Source organism: Brevundimonas sp. (genome assembly GCF_041648055.1).
In the GTDB taxonomy this organism is placed as follows: Bacteria; Pseudomonadota; Alphaproteobacteria; order Caulobacterales; family Caulobacteraceae; genus Brevundimonas.
This window is the reverse complement of the sequence record NZ_JBAZPS010000007.1, coordinates 65,446-83,580: the sequence shown is the minus strand read 5'-3', so window position 1 is coordinate 83,580 and position 18,135 is coordinate 65,446. Positions and strand designations below refer to the sequence as shown.

Below are 18,135 nucleotides of genomic sequence, written 5' to 3'. Positions count from 1 at the left end.
CCGGCTTGATGTCAAAATCAGAACACGTCCTGATCGACGGCACGCATCTTGTTCATCGCATTGGCACCGCGAATGCCTGCGATGTGAAGCACGAGCTCCACGACCAGAACGACAAGGCCCAGAACCGTGAACCACATCGGACCCGCCGCCGCTGACTGAGCTGAAGGTCCCATAAGGCCCAGAAGAGCGCTTCCCAGACCGAACACGACCAGGACTGTGAACAAGATCGGGATCACGATGTTAGGTTTGAACCATTGCACCAGACCCAGAACGATCTGGATCACGACCATTAGCCCGGCCCAAATCACGACAAAACCGGTCATGGCACCAGCCATGCCTTCCATCCCGGCCACATTCGGATCGGTTTGAGCGGCTTCGGCAAAGGCCGACTCCATCAGAGCCGGCGCCGCCGTCGCCAGATAGATGGTGGTGACGATGCCCCAGGCTACGCCGATGAAGATGGCGACGGCGCTGGATCGCGCCGCAGCGATCGCCTGGGTACGGTCCGTGATCGGGGCCGTGGGGTTCATTGCAGATATCAGACTCATTCTCGCCTCCCGGTTATGAGGCGCGGAGCCTAACCCGACCACGGTGATGTACGAAAGGCGTCTTGATCCTCAGTCTGAAGCCAGCTTGCGAAACTCCGCCAACCTGCCCGCCCCTTTGATGGCCGTTGCATGCAGAAGAGCTGCTGCGGACATAGTCACAAGGGTCATGACGATCAGACCCATTGGCTGACTGGCCATCCCCTGACCGCCCACCGCATAGACGAATGCCAGGGCTCCGGTCCCCAGGGCCCACACGACCAGCATCAGGAAAACCAGAGGCAACAGGCTACTCGGCTTGCGCCAGTGCACCACGGCCAGGACAAGCTGCAAGGCCACCATACTAATCGCACCTGCCAGTCCGATCTGCGTTGCCGCCTGCATCTGTTCGGCGGTTTCAGGTCGCTGCGTCATCTGGTCAACGGCCAGCCGTGTCGCCTCCGCACCGGCATTGGCAGTGTACCAGGCGAGGATGGAGTCCCGCGCCGCACCGATGATCATGCCGATCGAGCTGGCACGCGTCGCCGCGAGGGCATGATCCTGAGTTTCCAGCATCGCCGCCGGGTTGAAATATCTGATCCAGCCGTGCGCCATAAGTTGTCCCCCATGAATCGTAGCCTAGCCCTTGCTGGCAACGAGAGAAACCGTCGCCCGCCTTCACCTTTGCAATCCATGTCGCTAGGGTCTGCCGTATGCGGATTCTGCCGACAGATCAGAACGTGCTCGACCATGTCGCAGCGCGCGAGGCGCTTATTATCCAGCGTGCCGTCGAGTGGTCAGATTTGAACTCTGGCAGCCGAAATGCCGCTGGACTGCAAGCCGTGCTGGCGCGTCTGGAGACCGAAGCCATCAGCCTTGATGCCGCCTGTGAACGCATCGGCACAGCCTCCTCGACCAGCGTCGGCGATGATGGCGCGGTCCGTCACGAGGCCCACGCCGATGCCCTCAAGATCACCCAGCGCCCTGACGCCCCCATCCAGGTCGTTCTGACGGGCCACTACGACACCGTCTTCCCGGTCGAGAGCGCGTTCCAGACCGTGACCACCCGCCCCGATGGAGCCCTGAACGGCCCTGGCATCGCCGACATGAAGGGTGGCATTTCCGTGATGCTTGCCGCGCTTGAGGCGTTCGAGACCCATCCGGACAAGGCAAATATCGGCTGGACCGTGCTGCTGAGCCCGGACGAAGAGATCGGCTCGCCCGCCTCCGCCCCCCTGCTGGCCGAACTGGGCGCACGCGGCCATGTCGGCATGACCTATGAGCCAGCGCTGGCCGACGGCACCCTGGCCGGAGCGCGCAAGGGCAGCGGCAACTACCATCTGATCGTCACCGGCAAGGCCGCCCACGCGGGTCGCGCCTTCCACGAAGGGTCGAATGCCGTGGCCGGGGCCGCCATCATCGCAGCCCGCCTGCACGCCCTGAACGGCCAGCGCGAGGGCGTCACCGTCAATGTGGCCAAGATTTCCGGGGGTGGCGCGCTCAATGTCGTGGCCGACAATGCCGTCGTACGCTTCAATGTGCGCGTGCCAGACGCCCAGGCCTCGGCCTGGATATCCGAGACGGTACAGCAGATCGCGACCGAGCCCCCCTTCCGCGGCCTGACCCTGGATCTCCACGGCGGCATGACCCGTGCGCCCAAGCCGATGGACGCCAGCCAGACCGCCCTGTTCGAGGCCGTGCGCGACACGGGCACCCTGCTGGGTCAGACCATCGCCTGGAAGCCGTCGGGAGGGGTGTGCGAGGGCAACAACCTGCATGCCGCAGGCCTGCCCAATATCGACACCCTCGGTGTCCTGGGCGGCGACATCCATTCGGATCAGGAGTTCGCCTGGCCCGCCAGCTTCGTCGAACGCGCCCAGCTGTCGGCGCTGATCCTGTGCAGGATCGCCTCGGGCGAAATCGATGCGCTGAAACTGAAATCCCTGCGTCTGGAGACGATGTAACCATGCTCGTCGTTCGCCCCGCCGGGCCTGCCGATCTCGATTTTCTGCTGGAACTGGCCATCCTGTCCGGTCCCGGCTTCACCAGCCTGCCCGAAGACCCGGACCAGCTAATCGAGCGGCTGGACCTCAGCCGGGACAGCTTCGCGGGCCGGATCGATGTCCAGCAGCGCTGGTACACATTGATGCTGGAGGAATCCGACACCGGCGACGTCGACGGCATCGGCTCGGTCAAGGCGGCGGTCGGGCTGAACCGCCCCTTTTTCAGCTTCCGCGTCGTCAACAACGCCCAGTCATCCCCCTCGCTGGGCATCAAGCTGGAACAGAAGACCCTGGTGCTGGTCAATGAATGCACCGGCTGGACAGAGGTCGGCTCGCTGTTCCTGAAGGCCGACCGGCGCAAGGGCGGCGCAGGCCGCCTGCTCAGCCAGTCACGCTATATGCTGATCGGGGCCGAGCCGGAGCTGTTCAGCGAGAATGTCCTGGCCGAGCTGCGCGGCGTCTTCACACCCGACGGGGCCTGCCCCTTCTGGGACCATGTCGCACACAAGTTTTTTCCGATGGAGTTCGACGAGGCCGATCGCATGACCGGCTCGACCGACAAGCAGTTCATCCTGGACCTGGCCCCGCGCCACCCGATCTACATCGAGCTGCTGCCCGAAGCCGCTCGGGCCGTGATCGGCAAGGTGCACCCCCAGGGCGTGCCCGCCATGGCCCTGCTGGAAAGCGAGGGGTTCCGCCCGAACGGCCTGGTCGACATCTTCGACGCAGGGCCCACAGTCGCCTGCGGCCGCGACAACATCCGCACGGTCCGAGACGCCCGGCGACTGACCGTGGCCATCGCCGAAGAGGTCGAGGCCGAACTGCCTGCCCTGATCTCGACCGACAGCGTGGGCGGTTTCCGCGCCGTTCGCCAGCGCACCCATATCGACGGTGACATCGCCACCCTGACCCGCGAAACCGCAGACGCGCTGAAAGTGCGTGCGGGAGACACGGTTCGCGTCAAATCCTGAGTGACCAAATGACCCGCTTCCAATCCATCGACCCCGCCACCGGTGACACCGTCTGGGAAGGCCCAGCGGCCTCCGCCACCGAAGTTCAGGCCGCGACCGACCGCGCCCGCGCCGCCTTCCCCGACTGGGCCGATCGCTCGCGTCAGGACCGGATCGACGCGGTCAAACGCTATCAGGCCGTGCTCAAGGAGCGCGCGCCCCAGATCGCCCAGGCCATCAGCCGCGAGACCGGCAAGGCCCTGTGGGAAACCCAGACCGAGTTGACGGCCATGCAGGGCAAGGTCGACATCTCCATCCGCGCCTATGACGAGCGGACCGGCGAGCGCACGGCCGACACGGCCTTTGGTCACGCCACCCTGCGCCACCGCCCGCACGGCGTGGCGGCGGTGCTCGGCCCCTTCAACTTCCCCGGCCACCTGCCCAACGGCCACATCGTCCCGGCCCTGCTGGCCGGCGACACGGTCGTCTTCAAGCCATCGGAGGAAACCCCCCTGACCGGCCAGCTGATGGCCGAGGCGTTCCAGGCCGCCGACCTGCCGACCGGCGTGGTCAATGTCGTCCAGGGTGGGCGCGACACGGGTGCCGCCCTGCTGGACAGCGGCATCGACGCCCTGATGTTCACCGGCTCGGGCGCAGCGGGTGCTCACTTCCGCCGCAAGTTCGCGGACGATCCGCACGTCATCCTCGCGCTGGAGCTGGGCGGCAACAATCCGCTGGTCGTCTGGGACACGGCGGATGCGCAAGCCGTGGCGGGCATCGTCGTCCAGTCCGCCTTCATCACCACCGGCCAGCGCTGCTCCTGCGCGCGCCGCCTGATCGTGCCCCAAGGGCCCCAGGGCGACGCCATCATCGAAGCCGTCGCCGCCCTCAGCGACCGCCTGCTGTTTGCCCCCTGGAACAGCAGCCCCGAACCCTATGCCGGGCCGCTGATCTCCGAAAAGGCCGCCGCCGCCGCGCTGGCCGCCCTGCAGGAGCGGATCGATGCGGGCGCCAGGGTCATTCGTGCCTCCGGACCTGTCGGCAACCTGCCCGGTGCCTTCGTCAAACCGGCGATCATCGACGTGACCGGGGTCGATGTGCCCGACGAGGAGATGTTCGCGCCCTTCCTGTCGGTGACCCGCGTCGCCAGCTTCGACGAAGCGGTGCAACAGGCCAATGCGACGCGCTATGGCCTGTCCGCCGGTCTGGTCAGCGACGACCCGAAAAACTGGCAGACCTTCATCCGCCGCATCCGCGCGGGCGTCGTCAACTTCAACCGCCCGACCACCGGGGCCGCCGGGGACATGCCCTTCGGTGGTCTGGGGGCCAGCGGCAACCACCGTCCCAGCGCCTACTATGCCGCCGACTACTGCGCCTATCCCGTCGCCAGTTTCGAGGCAGAGGCGGTCAGGAACATCGAGAGCGAGATCAAGGGCTTGCAGGCATGAATGCCCCCGCGGTCGAAGCCAATGCCGACGGCCTGATCGGGCCGACCCACTCGTATGCGGGCCTCTCGCCCGGCAACCTCGCCTCCAGCCTCAACAAGGGCGAGGCGTCCAACCCGCGCGCTGCCGTCCTGCAGGGCCTCGACAAGATGAAGCGGCTGGCCGACCTCGGCCTGCCGCAGTACGTCCTGCCGCCGCACGATCGGCCCAACATCCCCTTCCTGCGCAGCCTGGGCTTCACCGGCTCCGACGCCCGCGTGCTCGAACAGGCCTGGAAGGACGCGCCCAGCTTCGCCGCCGCCGCCTGTTCGGCCAGTCCCATGTGGGCCGCCAATGCCGCGACGGTGACGCCGAGCGCCGACAGCGCAGACGGCCGCGTCCACTTCACCCCCGCCAACCTGGTCACCAACCTGCACCGCTCGCTGGAGCACCGGCAAACGACGCGCGCACTCGACGCCCTCTTTCCCGATCAGGACCGGTTCGCCGTGCACGACGCCCTGCCCTCCGTCGCCCATCTGGCTGACGAGGGCGCCGCCAACCACGTCCGCCTGTGCGCCGACCACGGTCAGGCTGGCGTCAACCTGCTGGTCTGGGGACGAGAGGCCTATGAGCCCTGGTCCGGCCCCTACCCCGCCCGTCAGACGCGCGAGGCGTCGGAAGCCATCGCCCGCCGCCACGGGGCCTCCGGCCCCGTCCTGGCCCGTCAATCCCGAGCCGCGATCGCGGGCGGGACCTTCCACAACGACGTGGTATGCGTCGGGGCTCTGGACACCCTGTTCCACCACGACCTGGCCTTCGAGGACTCCGCGGGCACCCATGCCGCGATCCGCGCGGCCGCCACAGGCTTCGACCCCATCTTCGTGGAGGTCTCGTCCGCCGACCTGCCGCTGGCCGACGCCATTTCCAGTTATCTTTTCAACTCCATGCTGGTGTCGCTGCCGGGCGAGGACCGCCTGACCCTGATCTGCCCGACCGAGACCCGCGACAACGCCCGCAGCCATGCGGTGGCTCAGGGTCTGGTCACGTCCAACGGCCCCATCGGCCGGGTCGAATATGTCGATGTCCGCCAGTCGATGCGCAACGGCGGCGGCCCGGCCTGCCTGCGCCTGCGCGTCGTCCTGACCGAGGCGGAGCAGGCCGCGACCAACCCCGCCATGCGCATGACCGACGCCCTGCATGCGCGGCTCAGCCAGTGGGGCAGTACCCACTACCGCGACACCCTGACCCCCGCCGACCTGACCGACCCCGCCCTGCTGGACGAAAGCCGCCGGGCACTGGACGAACTGACCGGCATTCTGGATCTGGGCAACGACTTCTATCCGTTCCAGCGAATCTGAGCGCTTGGCCATAGGCTCCACGGTCGTCTAGCCTGACGGCAAGGGAGGGCCCCAGATGCTGCGTAAACTGACAATCCTGTGTGGCACGGCCAGCCTGCTGATCCTGGCCGTCGTCATCTTCGCGGCCCCCTTCGGCTATCCGGGCTACGATCCCCTCAGCCAGTACGTCAGCGAAATGGGAGCCGGCGGCACGGCGACGGGGACGTGGGTCAGCACGGCGTTCATCATGTCCGGCCTGCTGCTGGCCGTTTTCTGGCTATTGTGCGCCGCCGTCTTCCCGCGCAGCCCGCTGGCCGTCATCGGCTTCATCCTGTGCGCCCTGAACGGCGCAGGACTCTTCTTCGGCGGCGTCTTCCCCTGCGATTTCGAATGCGCGGTCGAGGGAGCCAGCGCCTCCGGCATGCTGCACGAACTGCTCGGTGGCCTGGGCTATCTGCTGGGTGTCGCCGGTGTCTTCGTGCTGGCGATCGCGTCCCGGGGCTGGCCCGGTGGGCCCAGGCTGTTCCCGCTGGGTCTGGTCTGCGGCATGGCCGCCGCGCTCATGATCCCGATCATCGGTCCGGAGTTTCCATGGCACGGCGCGGCCCAGCGCGTGCTGGAAGCGGCCTTCGCCACATGGACCATCGCCGTCATGATCGCTGTCTCGCGCCTGCCCAAGCCTCCGTCGTGACCGCAAAAACGGCTTGCCAAATCATATAAGGATATCCTTATATGATTATATGACCCTGACCGCCGATCAGACAATCGAGGCCCTGCGTGCTGCGGGCGAGCCGACGCGCCTGCGGGTGCTGTCGCTGCTCGCGGGCGAGGAGCTGTCGGTCATGGAGCTGTCCGGCATTCTGGATCAGAGCCAGCCGCGCGTATCGCGGCATCTCAAGCTCATGACCGATGCCGGACTGATCGAGCGGTTTCCGGACGGGGCACGGGTGTTCTACCGCCTGTCATCGGACTCTCTCGCCCGTCGCCTGATCGACACCATCCTCGATCTTCTGGACGACGAGGCCGGGGCCGCCGACGACCGTCGTCTGGAAGACGTCCGCCGCGACCGCGAGGTCGCCGCCGGGGCCTATTTCGAGCGCGTGGCCCCCCAATGGGACCGCATCCGCTCGCTCTATGTCTGCGAAACCGACGTCGAGGCCGCGATCCTGAAGGCGGCGGGCGACGGTCCGTTTGAGCGTGTCGTCGATCTGGGCACCGGCTCGGGCCGGATGCTGACCCTGCTGGGCAAACAGGCGCGGATGTCGGTGGGCCTGGACCTCAGCCACAACATGCTGAATATCGCCCGCGCCAATGTGACCCGGGCGGGCCTGGACAAGGTTGAGCTGCGCCACGGCGACATCTTCGCCACCCGCCTGCCCGCCCAGAGTGCCGACCGCGTCCTGGTCCATCAGGTGTTGCATTATCTGGCCGATCCCGCCGCCGCCGTGGCCGAGGCGGCGCGCCTGGTGGCACCCGGCGGCCGCCTGCTGATCGTCGACTTCGCCCCGCACCAGATCGAACAGCTGCGCGAGGAGCATCAGCACCGCCGCCTGGGCTTCGCCGACGAGGAAATGCGGCGCTGGCTGGCCGAGGCCGGCCTCACGCCCGCCGCCCCGATCATCCTGCCCCCCGACACCGACGGCCTGACCGTCTGCATCTGGACCGCCGAGCGCCAGGCCGCCGTCGAAACGAGGGCCGCATGACCGCCGCCTCCCTCAATCTGGCCGAGGCTCGCGCCCTGCTGCTGTCGCCGCTGGGGCCAGTCGCCCGCGCCGGTCAGGACCGGTCGCGACCCCGCGTGTCCTTCGAATTCTTTCCGCCCAAGTCCGACGAGGCCGAGGCGACCCTGTGGAAGGCTGTGACCCGTCTGGCCCCTCTGAAGCCCGACTTCGTCTCGGTCACCTATGGCGCGGGCGGCTCGACGCGCGAGCGGACGCACCGCACGGTCCAGCGCATCCTGGCCGAGACCGACCTGACCCCCGCCGCCCACCTGACCTGCGTCGAGGCCAGCCGGGCCGAGGTCGATACCGTGATCGACGGCTACAAGGCCTCTGGCGTGCGTCACATCGTGGCTCTGCGCGGCGATCCGCCGGGCACCGAGGGCATCGGCGGGGCCTATGTTCCGCATACGGACGGTTACGCCAACGCCACCGAACTGACCGCCGCCCTCGCGGCCAAGGGCGGGTTCGAGATCACCGTCGGCTGCTACCCCGAGGGCCATCCCGAGAGCGGGTCGATCGACCACGACATCGCCGTGCTGAAGGCCAAGGTGGATGCGGGCGCGACGCGCGCGATCAGCCAGTTCTTCTTCGACATCGACGCCTTCCTGCGCTTCCGCGACCGCGTGAGGGCAGCGGGCATCACCATTCCCATCATCCCCGGCATCATGCCCGTAACCAATTTCAACGGCCTGAAGCGGATGAGCGCGGCCTGTGGCGCCGCCGTGCCCGACTGGCTGGCCGCCCATTTCGAGGGGCTGGACGACGACCCGGAGACCCGCAAGCTGATCGCCGCCTCCGTCGCGGCCGAGACCTGTGCGCGGCTGCAGGAAGAGGGCTTCTCCGATTTCCACTTCTACACCCTCAACCGCGCCGAGCTGGTCTATGCGATCTGCAGGGTGCTGGGCGTCAGGGAACAGGCGGTGGCCGCATGACCCGCGCTACCCGCATCGCCGCCCTCCATGCCGCCGCACGCGAGCGTATCCTCGTCCTAGACGGCAGCTGGGGCGTGATGATCCAGCGCAGCGAGCTGTCGGAAGAGGATTTCCGCGGTGACCGCTTCACCAGCCACAACGGCCAGATGAAGGGCAATAACGACATCCTGTGCCTGACCCGGCCGGATGTCATCGCCGGCCTGCACGACCAGTATTTCGCGGCGGGCGCCGACATCTCCGAGACCAACACCTTCTCGGCCACGGTGATCGCCCAGGACGACTACAAACTCGACGAACAGTCGGTGTGGGACATCAATCTGGAGGGGGCGAAACTGGCCCGCGCCGCGGCCGACCGCTGGACCGCCAAGGAGCCGCACAAGCCGCGCTTTGCCGCCGGCTCGATCGGGCCGCTGAACAAGATGCTGTCGATGTCGTCGGACGTGAACGACCCCGGCGCCCGGCTGGTGACCTTCGACCAGGTCTATGACGCCTATCGCCACCAGGTGAAGGCACTGAACGAAGGCGGCGTGCACCTGTATCTTATCGAGACCATCACCGACACGCTGAACTGCAAGGCCGCGATCAAGGCCATCAAGGACCTCGAGGACGAGGGCATGGAGGCCCTGCCGATCTGGATTTCGGGCACCATCACCGACCGTTCCGGCCGGACCCTGTCGGGCCAGACGGCGGAAGCTTTCTGGAACAGCGTGCGCCACGCCAAACCGTTCGCCATCGGCTTCAACTGCGCGCTCGGCGCCGATCTGATGCGGCCGTTCATAGCCGAACTGAGCCGCGTGGCCGACACCCTGGTTGCCGCCTATCCCAACGCCGGCCTGCCCAACGCCATGGGCCAGTATGACGAACAGCCGCACGAAACTGCCCACTTCATCGAAGAATGGGCAGCGTCGGGCCTGGTTAACATCGTCGGCGGCTGCTGCGGCACGACGCCGGAGCACATCCGGCACACGGCGGAGGCGGTGTCGAAACTGCTGACGCGGGTGATCCCGGAGCGGCCTGTGGCCATGCGGCTGTCGGGGCTGGAACCGTTTGAGGTGGTGGCATGAAATTTCTGAAGATTTTCGAGAAGAAGGGGCCCGGCGGGTTCGACTACGACCAATGGATCACGGCCGCAGAGATTGAGCTCGCAACCAAGCAGGCCGCGCTAACGGACGCGTTCAACCTAGGCCAGTGGACGTCTTGGAACGCAGACCTCGCAGCCGGGAAGATTTTCTTTTCCGACGAGAGCGGCGTCCGCGTCGTCGGCGAGGTACAGATTGTCGGTTCGCGCGGCTCCAAGGACTGGCTGTGGGCTTGGGCAAACAAGGGCCTGCCCGCCGCGTTTGTTCAGGATAGCGCGTTGGCCAAGGCCTTCGGTGACGAGCATGGGATTGAGGAGCTCTCGCAGGCTTCTGTCACCGCGGCCGACCTGGAGCCGGTAGGCTGGCGCCTGACGGCAGCCGTCGTTCGCCTATCTGACGCGATCGGTGCCTACAGCGCGCCGACGGGAACGGGGGCCCTCCTGCTCGCGATCAAAACCCTGACACGAGTCTGATGCGTCCCACCTTCATCAACGTCGGCGAACGAACCAACGTCACCGGTTCGGCCAAATTCAAGAAGCTGATCATTGACGGCGACTATGCCGCCGCCCTGTCGGTGGCGCGTCAGCAGGTCGAGGCCGGGGCCTCGGTGATCGACATCAACATGGACGAGGGCCTGCTGGATTCGCAGCAGGCGATGATCACCTTCCTCAACCTGATCGCGGCCGAGCCCGACATCGCCCGGGTGCCGGTGATGATCGACAGCTCCAAATGGGAGGTGATCGAGGCGGGCCTGAAATGCGTCCAGGGCAAGCCGATCGTCAATTCGATCTCGATGAAGGCGGGCGAGGCCGAATTCCGCGAACAGGCGGTAAAATGCCTGCGCTACGGGGCCGCCGTGGTGGTCATGGCCTTCGACGAGGTCGGTCAGGCCGACACCGCCGCGCGCAAGATCGAGATCTGCACCCGGGCTTACCGGATCCTCGTCGACGAGGTCGGCTTCCCGCCCGAGGACATCATCTTCGACCCCAACATCTTCGCCGTGGCGACGGGGATCGAGGAGCACGACAACTACGCCGTCGACTTCATCGAGGCGACCCGGGTCATCAAGGCGACCCTGCCCTACGCCCGCGTGTCGGGCGGGGTGTCGAACGTCTCGTTCAGCTTCCGCGGCAATGAGCCGGTGCGCCGGGCGATCCACAGCGTCTTCCTGTACCACGCCATCCAGGCGGGCATGGACATGGGCATCGTCAACGCCGGCGACCTGCCCGTCTATGACACGCTCGACCCGGTCCTGCGCGAAGCCGTCGAGGACGTGATCCTGAACCGGCCGCAACGGACCAATGTCTCCAACACCGAGCGGCTGGTCGACATCGCGCCCAACTATAAAGGCGACAAGGGCGTGGCCCGGGTCGTCGATCTGAAATGGCGCGACCAGCCGGTCGGCAAGCGGATCGAGCACGCCCTGGTCAACGGGATCACCGAATACATCGACGCCGACACCGAGGAGGCGCGCCTGTCGGTCGAGCGGCCGCTGCACGTCATCGAAGGCCCGCTGATGGACGGGATGAACGTGGTCGGCGACCTGTTCGGATCGGGCAAGATGTTCCTGCCGCAGGTGGTGAAGTCTGCGCGGGTCATGAAACAGGCCGTGGCCTGGCTGGAGCCCTTCATGGAGGCCGAAAAAGCCGGCAAGCCGAGGGAGCAGGCGGGCCGCATCCTGATGGCCACGGTCAAGGGCGACGTCCACGACATCGGCAAGAACATCGTCGGCGTCGTGCTGCAGTGTAACAACTACGAGGTCATCGATCTGGGCGTCATGGTGCCGGCGGACCGGATTCTGGACGCTGCGGTCGAGCACAAGGTCGACATCATCGGCCTGTCCGGCCTGATCACGCCGTCGCTGGACGAGATGGTGTTCGTGGCGCGCGAGATGGAGCGGCGGGGCTTCGACGTTCCCCTGCTGATCGGTGGGGCGACCACCAGTCGGACCCATACGGCCGTCAAGATCGAGCCCGGATATCGCAAGGGCTCGACCACCTATGTCATCGACGCCAGCCGCGCCGTGGGCGTGGTCTCGGGCCTGCTGTCCAAAACCGAGCGGGCGAAGAACGAGGCCCTGACGCGTGACGAATACGTCCGCATCCGCGAGCAGTATGCGCGCGGTCAGGAGGTCAAGGCGCGGGCATCCCTGCCGGCGGCGCGCGAGAACCGGTTCAAACCGGACGCGGCGACGCCCCTGCCCTGCGTCCCGTCCTTCCTCGGCGTGCGCGCCTTCGACAGCTGGGATCTGGGCGATCTGGCCGAACACATCGACTGGACGCCCTTCTTCGCCAGTTGGGAGCTGATTGGCCGCTATCCGCAGATCCTCGAGGACGAGGTCGTCGGCGAGGCCGCGCGCGACCTGTTCAAGGACGCGCAAGGAATGCTGAAGCGGATCGTCGAGGAGAAATGGTTCACAGCGAAGGGCGTGGTCGGCTTCTGGCCCGCCAACGCCGTCGGCGACGATATCGCCGTCTACGCGGACGAGAGCCGCACGGAAGAGGTCGCCCGCTTCCACACCCTGCGCCAGCAGATCAAGAAGTCGAACGGCAAGCCCAACCTGGCCCTGTCGGACTTCGTCGCCGAGGATGGCCGCGACTATATCGGCGCCTTCGCCGTCACCGCCGGCCATGGCGAGCTGGAGATCGCCAAACGGTTCAAGGACGCCGGCGACGACTACTCGGCCATCATGGCGACGGCCCTGGCCGACCGTCTGGCCGAGGCCTTCGCCGAGGCGCTCCACAAGAAGGTCCGCACCGAACTGTGGGGCCATGCAGTCGGCGAGGAGACTACGGTCGAGGACCTGATCGCAGAGAAATACCAAGGCATCCGCCCGGCCCCCGGCTACCCGGCCCAGCCCGATCACACGGAGAAGGCGACCCTGTTCCGGCTGCTGCAGGCCGAGATCAACGCGGGCATGGCCCTGACCGAGAGCTTCGCCATGACTCCACCCGCATCCGTCAGTGGGCTGTATTTCGGCCATCCCGACAGCCACTATTTCGGCATCGGAAAGATCGATCTGGACCAGGTCCAGGACTACGCCCGACGCAAAGGGTGGGGCATCGCCACTGCGGAACGCTGGCTGGCTCCCATACTGAACTACGATCCAGAGGTACCGCAGAGAAACGCTGCGGCTTGACGGCTACTCCAGCCCCACTTCCGCCGGGGTGACGGGCGGCGTCGTGATATTGTCGCGGATGCGGCGTGCCGCATGCTCACACCGTCCCGGCAAGCCGAAGAACAGGCCGAACGCCTGGCTGCGCACCGCCTCCGCCTGACCCACCAGAGGTGTCCACTTACCCGTGGCCTCGGCCGCCGCTGCGCGCGCCGCCTCGCGTGTCGCCGCCGTCTGACGAGGCTCGGCCGCAACCAGCGCCGAGCGGAAATCGGCGGCCTCAAGACGACCCAGGCGGATGATGTCCTGATCCAGCGGATCGCGGTCGCTCAGCGTCTCGCCCAGCGCCACATGGCCGTTCACTAGCGCCTCGCACCACGCCACCAAAGGATAGTCGCCCTGCGGAGCCCCACGCGGCAGATCGTTGCCATAGGCCACCGCCTCGCGGAAGAGCAGGGACTCGCTAGTCTCGCCGCCTTCGGGCGCAGCGGTCGACACCGGCCCATCGGTTGATGGAACCGCGCGAGGTGCGGTGGTCACCGGGCCGTCCTGCGGCAAGGGCGCGGACTGGATCAGAAGCAGGGCAGCGACGACACTGGCGATCATGGGGCAGGCACTCATCGAATGGCGACCACGGAGGTCGGGATTGCGGCAACGCCTGAAGTGCCCCGATGGTTTTTCTGCGGCAAGCGGCGCGCAAAGAAAAAGGCGGCGGAGCCGAAGCCCCGCCGCCTGATCCTGATTAGTCAGGTCGCGTTCTAGTACTTCAGACGCGCGCCGACGAAGAAGTAGCGTCCGACCACATCATAGGCGTTGGGGTCGGTGTTACCGTCGTTGGCGTTGTCGAACACGGGAGGCTCTTCGTCCAGCAGGTTACGAACGCCGGCGAACAGTTCCATGTTTTCAGTGGCCTGGAACGTGCCGCTGAGGTCGTGGTACCAGTAGGAGTCGACACCCGAGTAACCCGACGGATCGCCGAAGTCAGGGATGTTACCCTGGTTGTCCAGCTCGTCGATGATCGTGCCCGAGTAGGCCAGACGCACCGGACCGATGTCGTAGCCCAGCGAGATGTTGGCCTTCCACTCCGGCAGGGTGGCGCTGATGTTGTAGGCGCCGGCCGTGCCCTTGTACTCGATGCCGTCCAGCTCGTAGCTGTCCAGATAGGTCACGTTGACAGCGATATCGAGCTTGTCGCCCCACATGCCGCCAGCCCACGGCACAGCCCAGCCGTAACGGGTCGAGAAGTCGACGCCGCTGGTGGTTAGCTGCGAGACGTTGCCCAGAGGCGCACGCGCCTTCAGGTTGCCGGCCGGGTCGCGGAAGATCAGCGGCAGGCCGATGCCCGGATCATTACAGGCTGCGACAGACGACACAGGCGTCGGAGTCGTGGCCGAGGCGGCTGCACCTGCGGCGAAGCACTGTCCGACGATGCCGGAGGCGCCGCCGAAGATGGTGCCGATGTAGTCCTCGACTTCAATCTTGTAGTAGTCGAGCGAGAACGACAGGCCCTGGGCGAAGGTCGGCTGCCAGACGGCACCGACGGTGACGGTATCAGACTTTTCTTCCGACAGGTTCGGGTTACCGAAGAAGAAGGTTTCCGTCTGGGTGTTCTGGGCGACGAAGCCGGTCACGACCGGATCAAAGCCAAGTTGTGCCGTACAGAAGTTCTGCACGCCCGGCGTCAGGGTGCGCGGTGCACCCGTGGTCGGGTTGACGGTGGTGCAGGGATCCAGAACGGCCGGGAAGCCCTGGTCGTTGGCTTGGAACAGTTCGAACACGTTCGGCGCACGGCTGGCGCGCTGATACAGGGCACGCAGTCGCAGGCTGTCGACCGGCTCCCACGAACCGCCGAACTTGTAGGACCAGACGTCGCCGACGGTGCTGTAGTTCGAGTAGCGCAGACCGAATTCCAGTTCCAGCGACTGGGCGAACGGCATGTCGCGCAGGATCGGCACGGCGGCTTCGAAATACGCTTCCTTCGAAGAGCTGCGACCCGAAACGGCACGCTCGGCGTTGAAGCCGAAGATGTCGCCGGCATTCTTGGCGTCATCCGGCGTGTAGGCCAGGCTGTCCTCGCGGTATTCGACACCGGCGGCGATGCCCAGAGGACCAGCCGGCAGTTCGGTCAGCGTACCCGTCAGGTTCAGCTGGGCGTTGTTGCGCTCGAAGATGCTGCGGTCGGTGAAGTTCAGGCGAACGAAGGCAGCAGCCTGAGGCGTAATGGTGCCGCGTCCGAACAGGTTGATCGGCACGCAGGTCGGGAACAGGGCCAGCGCCGAGGGGGCGCAGGTCGTGGCCGTGCCGCCACCGGCCAGGGCGGCGTTCAGGCGCGAGCGCGAGACGTCGTTCTGGATGGAGGTGGTCAGTTCGGTGCGGCCGTAGCTGTAGTAGCCCTCCAGTTCCCAGTCGCCGCCCAGATCGGCACGCAGGCCGGTGTTGATCTGATAGACGTCAGTGTTGTTGCCCTGGATACGCGCACCGACTTCCGACATGCGGCGGTCAAAGTTGAGCGGCAGCAGCGGGTTCGTACGGGTGTTGACATAGGCCAGCAGGGCCGGCGAGTTCTGCACGAAGAAGTTGTCGACCGGAATCTGGATGCCGGTCGCCGGGGTCGGGGCCAGCTGCGAGGTGTTGCGGCTGTCCGTATAGAAGACTTCGGCAAAGGCTTCGATGTTGCTGGTGACGTCATAGTGACCCATCAGGGCGACGTTGAAACGCTCCGACGGCGACTGCAGCAGGTTGACCGGCGCGAAGTCATAGCGATCGCTGGTCGGGCCGAGGCCGAAGTCGTTGTTGAACGGGCCAGGAACACCCGGCGTGCGGAACGAGCGGCGGCAGGGGTTGGCCGTCGGGCAGCCAGCCGCAGTGTAGGGGTTGGTCCCCAGGTTGTTCAGGCCACCAAACTCACCGGTGCCCGAACCGCCAGCGGCGCTGGACACGGACCACGGACGATCCTCGTTCGGGAAGAAGCCATCACGGTCAGAATAGCCGACAAAGCCCGTCACGTTACCGCGGTCGTCGGCGAAGTTCGAACCGAAGGTCAGCGAGGCATTGAACTGCTCGCCATCACCAAAGCCCGAGATGCCATACTGGGTGTCGAAGCCGAAACCTTCGTAGTTGCGCTTGAAGATGAAGTTGACGACGCCAGCCAGGGCATCGGAGCCGTACACGGCAGAGGCACCACCGGTCACCACTTCCACGCGCTCGATCAGCGAGGCCGGAATGCTGTTCAGGTCGACGGCATTGCTCTTGTCGTAGGGGATGAAGCGGTGACCGTTGACCAGCACCAGCGTCCGGCTTGCACCCAGGCCGCGAAGGTCCACCGTGGCCGAACCGTTCGAGGGGTTGTTTGAGTTGGCAGACAGGCCAGGCACGACCTGCGGCAGCTGGTTCAAGATCTGCTCGACGTTGACGTCGCCGCGCGCCTGAATCTGCTCGGACGTGACGGTCGAGATCGGGCTGTTGGCGACATAGTCCTGACGGACGATGCGCGAGCCGGTGACGACGACATCATCGATGGTGGCAGGCTCCGCATCCTGCGCCACGGCCGGCGCGGCGAATGCGAGCGCAGAGGCACCTGCAATGATTGTCGACGCCAGCAGGCTGCGGCGGCTATGTTGGAACTTCAAAGGTAGTCTCCCCTCTTGACGCCAGCCAACAGTAAAACTGTCTTATGTGCGGCGTCTCGGCTGCGTGAATATTGCATTTGCGGCATACCGAAGCACCGCAACCTGCCAGAGGTAGGCCCGGACTCGCCTCTTGTGCTAGAAAATTACACCGTCGTAATGCAGTCGCCGCTAACCTGTCGCATTCTTGACACGGGTGCCTTCGGAGGCGTGATAGCGTCACGATGTGTCGCCTCACAGACCCACGAACCCGTTATTGCCTGATGGCCGAGGATTTCATGATTTCCAGACTGTTAATACTTCCCGCAGCCGCTCTTTTCGGCCTCTCGGTATTCGATGCTAACGCCCAGGACGCTGGTCATGGCGATACCCCCCGTATCGTGGCGTCCCTGTCCGAATGCCTGACCATCACTGCCGATACACAGCGGCTCCAGTGTCTGGACACCGCAGCGCGCGCGATCGATTCCGCCCTGCGTAGCGGCGACCTTCTGGTCGTCGATAGGCAGCAGGCGACCCAAGCGCGCCGACAGGCCTTTGGCACCTCCTCCGCCCCGGCCGACATTCTTCAACCGGCCCGGCCGGCAGATCGCATCGACTCCATCGAGACGACCTTGACGCGGGCCAGCCAGGCTGGCGATGGCCGCTGGACGTTCGTCCTGGCTGACGGCAGCACCTGGAATCAGGTCGATACAGATCGCGTCCGCATCAACAACAGAGCCGGCGAGACCGTGCGGGTCCGCCGCGGTGCGCTGGGTAGTTTCTTGCTGGTGGTCGGTCGCAGCGGTGCCGTTCGCGTACGGAGACAGCAGCCATGACAAATCCCAGCGCCCTGTCAAACACCGTCAGTGTCGGGCCTCAACTTTCGATGGATGATCTGGTGGCCCTGGGGGCTCAAGGCTTCACGTCCGTCATCAACAATCGGCCGGATGACGAGGAGCCCGGTCAGATTTCCTCGACCGACCTCGAAATGGCGGCCCGAGCGGCGGGGCTGGACTTTCACCATATCCCGATCAGAGGTCTGCCTCACGCCGAGGCCGTCAGCGCAGTAGGCGAGGTGTTGAAGTCCGACGCGGCGAACAATGGGCGCACCATCATGTTCTGCCGTTCCGGTATGCGTTCGGCGGCGTGCTGGGCCATGGCACAACGGTTTGCGGGTGCTGACGCCGACCATCTGCGCGCCGCCGCCGCTGCCGCAGGCTACGATCTCAGTCGCCTGCCGTTGTGATCATCGGATCAGTATTCCTCGCGCCGCATACGACGCAGGTTCGGGCGTGCACGAAGCCACGACCAGTTGGCTCGCCATGATACAAAGGAGCGTCATGGTGACGATCTGGAGCCGTTTTGAAACAGTAAGGGCTATGGACAGGGCCATATCAGGCGCTCCGCTAAGGGTTTACAAAACCCTAACGCAAACGCGATGCCGC

At 65.9% G+C, this 18,135-nt stretch carries 16 protein-coding genes; 12 read left to right on the top strand and 4 right to left on the bottom strand.

Going from position 1 to position 18,135, the window contains the following annotated elements:
• Nucleotides 1-17: 17 nt before the first annotated feature.
• Nucleotides 18-548 (bottom strand): hypothetical protein, encoded by a 531-nt coding sequence (locus WC585_RS13065; RefSeq protein ID WP_373258427.1) that lies wholly within the window; start codon nucleotides 546-548, stop codon nucleotides 18-20.
• Between the two features lie 69 nt (nucleotides 549-617).
• Nucleotides 618-1,139, bottom strand: a complete 522-nt coding sequence (locus tag WC585_RS13060) for a hypothetical protein (RefSeq protein ID WP_373258426.1) — start codon at nucleotides 1,137-1,139, stop codon at nucleotides 618-620.
• Nucleotides 1,140-1,237: 98 nt separating this feature from the next.
• Between WC585_RS13060 and WC585_RS13055 the strand changes: the two genes are divergently transcribed.
• Genes WC585_RS13055 through metH form a run of 10 tightly spaced genes read left to right on the top strand, consistent with a single transcriptional unit; the run spans nucleotide 1,238 to nucleotide 13,109 of the window.
• The gene (locus WC585_RS13055; RefSeq protein ID WP_373258424.1) at nucleotides 1,238-2,488 is read left to right on the top strand and encodes a hydrolase; all 1,251 of its coding nucleotides are present in this window, start codon (nucleotides 1,238-1,240) and stop codon (nucleotides 2,486-2,488) included.
• Between the two features lie 2 nt (nucleotides 2,489-2,490).
• Nucleotides 2,491-3,498: an arginine N-succinyltransferase gene (locus WC585_RS13050; protein WP_373258423.1), complete on the top strand. Its 1,008-nt coding sequence runs from the start codon at nucleotides 2,491-2,493 to the stop codon at nucleotides 3,496-3,498.
• Nucleotides 3,499-3,506: 8 nt separating this feature from the next.
• Nucleotides 3,507-4,925, top strand: coding sequence for a succinylglutamate-semialdehyde dehydrogenase (gene astD / locus WC585_RS13045; protein WP_373258422.1), 1,419 nt, complete (start codon nucleotides 3,507-3,509; stop codon nucleotides 4,923-4,925).
• A complete protein-coding gene (gene astB / locus WC585_RS13040; protein WP_373258421.1) occupies nucleotides 4,922-6,259 on the top strand; it encodes an N-succinylarginine dihydrolase in 1,338 nt (445 codons plus the stop codon). Before astD ends, astB begins: the two co-directional genes overlap by 4 nt.
• A 55-nt stretch (nucleotides 6,260-6,314) precedes the next feature.
• On the top strand, nucleotides 6,315-6,929 hold the full coding sequence (locus WC585_RS13035; protein WP_373258420.1) for a DUF998 domain-containing protein: 615 nt from the start codon (nucleotides 6,315-6,317) through the stop codon (nucleotides 6,927-6,929).
• 49 nt (nucleotides 6,930-6,978) lie between these two features.
• Nucleotides 6,979-7,941: an ArsR/SmtB family transcription factor gene (locus WC585_RS13030; protein WP_373258419.1), complete on the top strand. Its 963-nt coding sequence runs from the start codon at nucleotides 6,979-6,981 to the stop codon at nucleotides 7,939-7,941.
• The gene (gene metF, locus WC585_RS13025) at nucleotides 7,938-8,891 is read left to right on the top strand and encodes a methylenetetrahydrofolate reductase [NAD(P)H] (protein ID WP_373258418.1); all 954 of its coding nucleotides are present in this window, start codon (nucleotides 7,938-7,940) and stop codon (nucleotides 8,889-8,891) included. Before WC585_RS13030 ends, metF begins: the two co-directional genes overlap by 4 nt.
• Entirely contained in the window at nucleotides 8,888-9,955 is a 1,068-nt protein-coding gene (locus tag WC585_RS13020; RefSeq protein WP_373258417.1) for a homocysteine S-methyltransferase family protein, read from the top strand. Before metF ends, WC585_RS13020 begins: the two co-directional genes overlap by 4 nt.
• On the top strand, nucleotides 9,952-10,443 hold the full coding sequence (locus tag WC585_RS13015; RefSeq protein ID WP_373258416.1) for a DUF6882 domain-containing protein: 492 nt from the start codon (nucleotides 9,952-9,954) through the stop codon (nucleotides 10,441-10,443). Before WC585_RS13020 ends, WC585_RS13015 begins: the two co-directional genes overlap by 4 nt.
• The gene (gene metH, locus WC585_RS13010) at nucleotides 10,443-13,109 is read left to right on the top strand and encodes a methionine synthase (RefSeq protein WP_373258415.1); all 2,667 of its coding nucleotides are present in this window, start codon (nucleotides 10,443-10,445) and stop codon (nucleotides 13,107-13,109) included. The genes WC585_RS13015 and metH overlap by 1 nt, the downstream gene beginning before the upstream one ends.
• Nucleotides 13,110-13,112: 3 nt before the next feature.
• Here the strand turns inward: metH and WC585_RS13005 are convergent, their stop codons facing one another.
• Together WC585_RS13005 and WC585_RS13000 are read right to left on the bottom strand one after the other, a co-directional pair.
• Complete coding sequence (locus WC585_RS13005; protein WP_373258414.1) at nucleotides 13,113-13,691, bottom strand: hypothetical protein; 579 nt, start codon at nucleotides 13,689-13,691, stop codon at nucleotides 13,113-13,115.
• A gap of 152 nt (nucleotides 13,692-13,843) precedes the next feature.
• Complete coding sequence (locus WC585_RS13000; RefSeq protein ID WP_373258413.1) at nucleotides 13,844-16,714, bottom strand: TonB-dependent receptor plug domain-containing protein; 2,871 nt, start codon at nucleotides 16,712-16,714, stop codon at nucleotides 13,844-13,846.
• Nucleotides 16,715-16,989: 275 nt separating this feature from the next.
• On the opposite strand from WC585_RS13000, the gene WC585_RS12995 reads away from it, so the two are divergent.
• Both WC585_RS12995 and WC585_RS12990 read left to right on the top strand, forming a co-directional pair.
• Nucleotides 16,990-17,526 carry a hypothetical protein gene (locus WC585_RS12995; RefSeq protein WP_373258412.1) on the top strand — a complete coding sequence of 179 codons (537 nt, stop codon included), beginning with the start codon at nucleotides 16,990-16,992 and terminating at the stop codon, nucleotides 17,524-17,526.
• Nucleotides 17,523-17,936 carry a TIGR01244 family sulfur transferase gene (locus WC585_RS12990; protein ID WP_373258411.1) on the top strand — a complete coding sequence of 138 codons (414 nt, stop codon included), beginning with the start codon at nucleotides 17,523-17,525 and terminating at the stop codon, nucleotides 17,934-17,936. The genes WC585_RS12995 and WC585_RS12990 overlap by 4 nt, the downstream gene beginning before the upstream one ends.
• Nucleotides 17,937-18,135 lie beyond the last annotated feature (199 nt).

What these genes read in the sequence shown, in the direction of transcription:
- WC585_RS13065 (WP_373258427.1), bottom strand. Translation starts at nt 548, where the DNA reads ATGAGTCTGATATCTGCAATGAACCCCACGGCCCCGATCACGGACCGT.
- WC585_RS13060 (WP_373258426.1), bottom strand. Translation starts at nt 1,139, where the DNA reads ATGGCGCACGGCTGGATCAGATATTTCAACCCGGCGGCGATGCTGGAA.
- WC585_RS13055 (WP_373258424.1), top strand. Translation starts at nt 1,238, where the DNA reads ATGCGGATTCTGCCGACAGATCAGAACGTGCTCGACCATGTCGCAGCG.
- WC585_RS13050 (WP_373258423.1), top strand. Translation starts at nt 2,491, where the DNA reads ATGCTCGTCGTTCGCCCCGCCGGGCCTGCCGATCTCGATTTTCTGCTG.
- astD (WP_373258422.1), top strand. Translation starts at nt 3,507, where the DNA reads ATGACCCGCTTCCAATCCATCGACCCCGCCACCGGTGACACCGTCTGG.
- astB (WP_373258421.1), top strand. Translation starts at nt 4,922, where the DNA reads ATGAATGCCCCCGCGGTCGAAGCCAATGCCGACGGCCTGATCGGGCCG.
- WC585_RS13035 (WP_373258420.1), top strand. Translation starts at nt 6,315, where the DNA reads ATGCTGCGTAAACTGACAATCCTGTGTGGCACGGCCAGCCTGCTGATC.
- WC585_RS13030 (WP_373258419.1), top strand. Translation starts at nt 6,979, where the DNA reads ATGACCCTGACCGCCGATCAGACAATCGAGGCCCTGCGTGCTGCGGGC.
- metF (WP_373258418.1), top strand. Translation starts at nt 7,938, where the DNA reads ATGACCGCCGCCTCCCTCAATCTGGCCGAGGCTCGCGCCCTGCTGCTG.
- WC585_RS13020 (WP_373258417.1), top strand. Translation starts at nt 8,888, where the DNA reads ATGACCCGCGCTACCCGCATCGCCGCCCTCCATGCCGCCGCACGCGAG.
- WC585_RS13015 (WP_373258416.1), top strand. Translation starts at nt 9,952, where the DNA reads ATGAAATTTCTGAAGATTTTCGAGAAGAAGGGGCCCGGCGGGTTCGAC.
- metH (WP_373258415.1), top strand. Translation starts at nt 10,443, where the DNA reads ATGCGTCCCACCTTCATCAACGTCGGCGAACGAACCAACGTCACCGGT.
- WC585_RS13005 (WP_373258414.1), bottom strand. Translation starts at nt 13,691, where the DNA reads ATGATCGCCAGTGTCGTCGCTGCCCTGCTTCTGATCCAGTCCGCGCCC.
- WC585_RS12995 (WP_373258412.1), top strand. Translation starts at nt 16,990, where the DNA reads ATGATTTCCAGACTGTTAATACTTCCCGCAGCCGCTCTTTTCGGCCTC.
- WC585_RS12990 (WP_373258411.1), top strand. Translation starts at nt 17,523, where the DNA reads ATGACAAATCCCAGCGCCCTGTCAAACACCGTCAGTGTCGGGCCTCAA.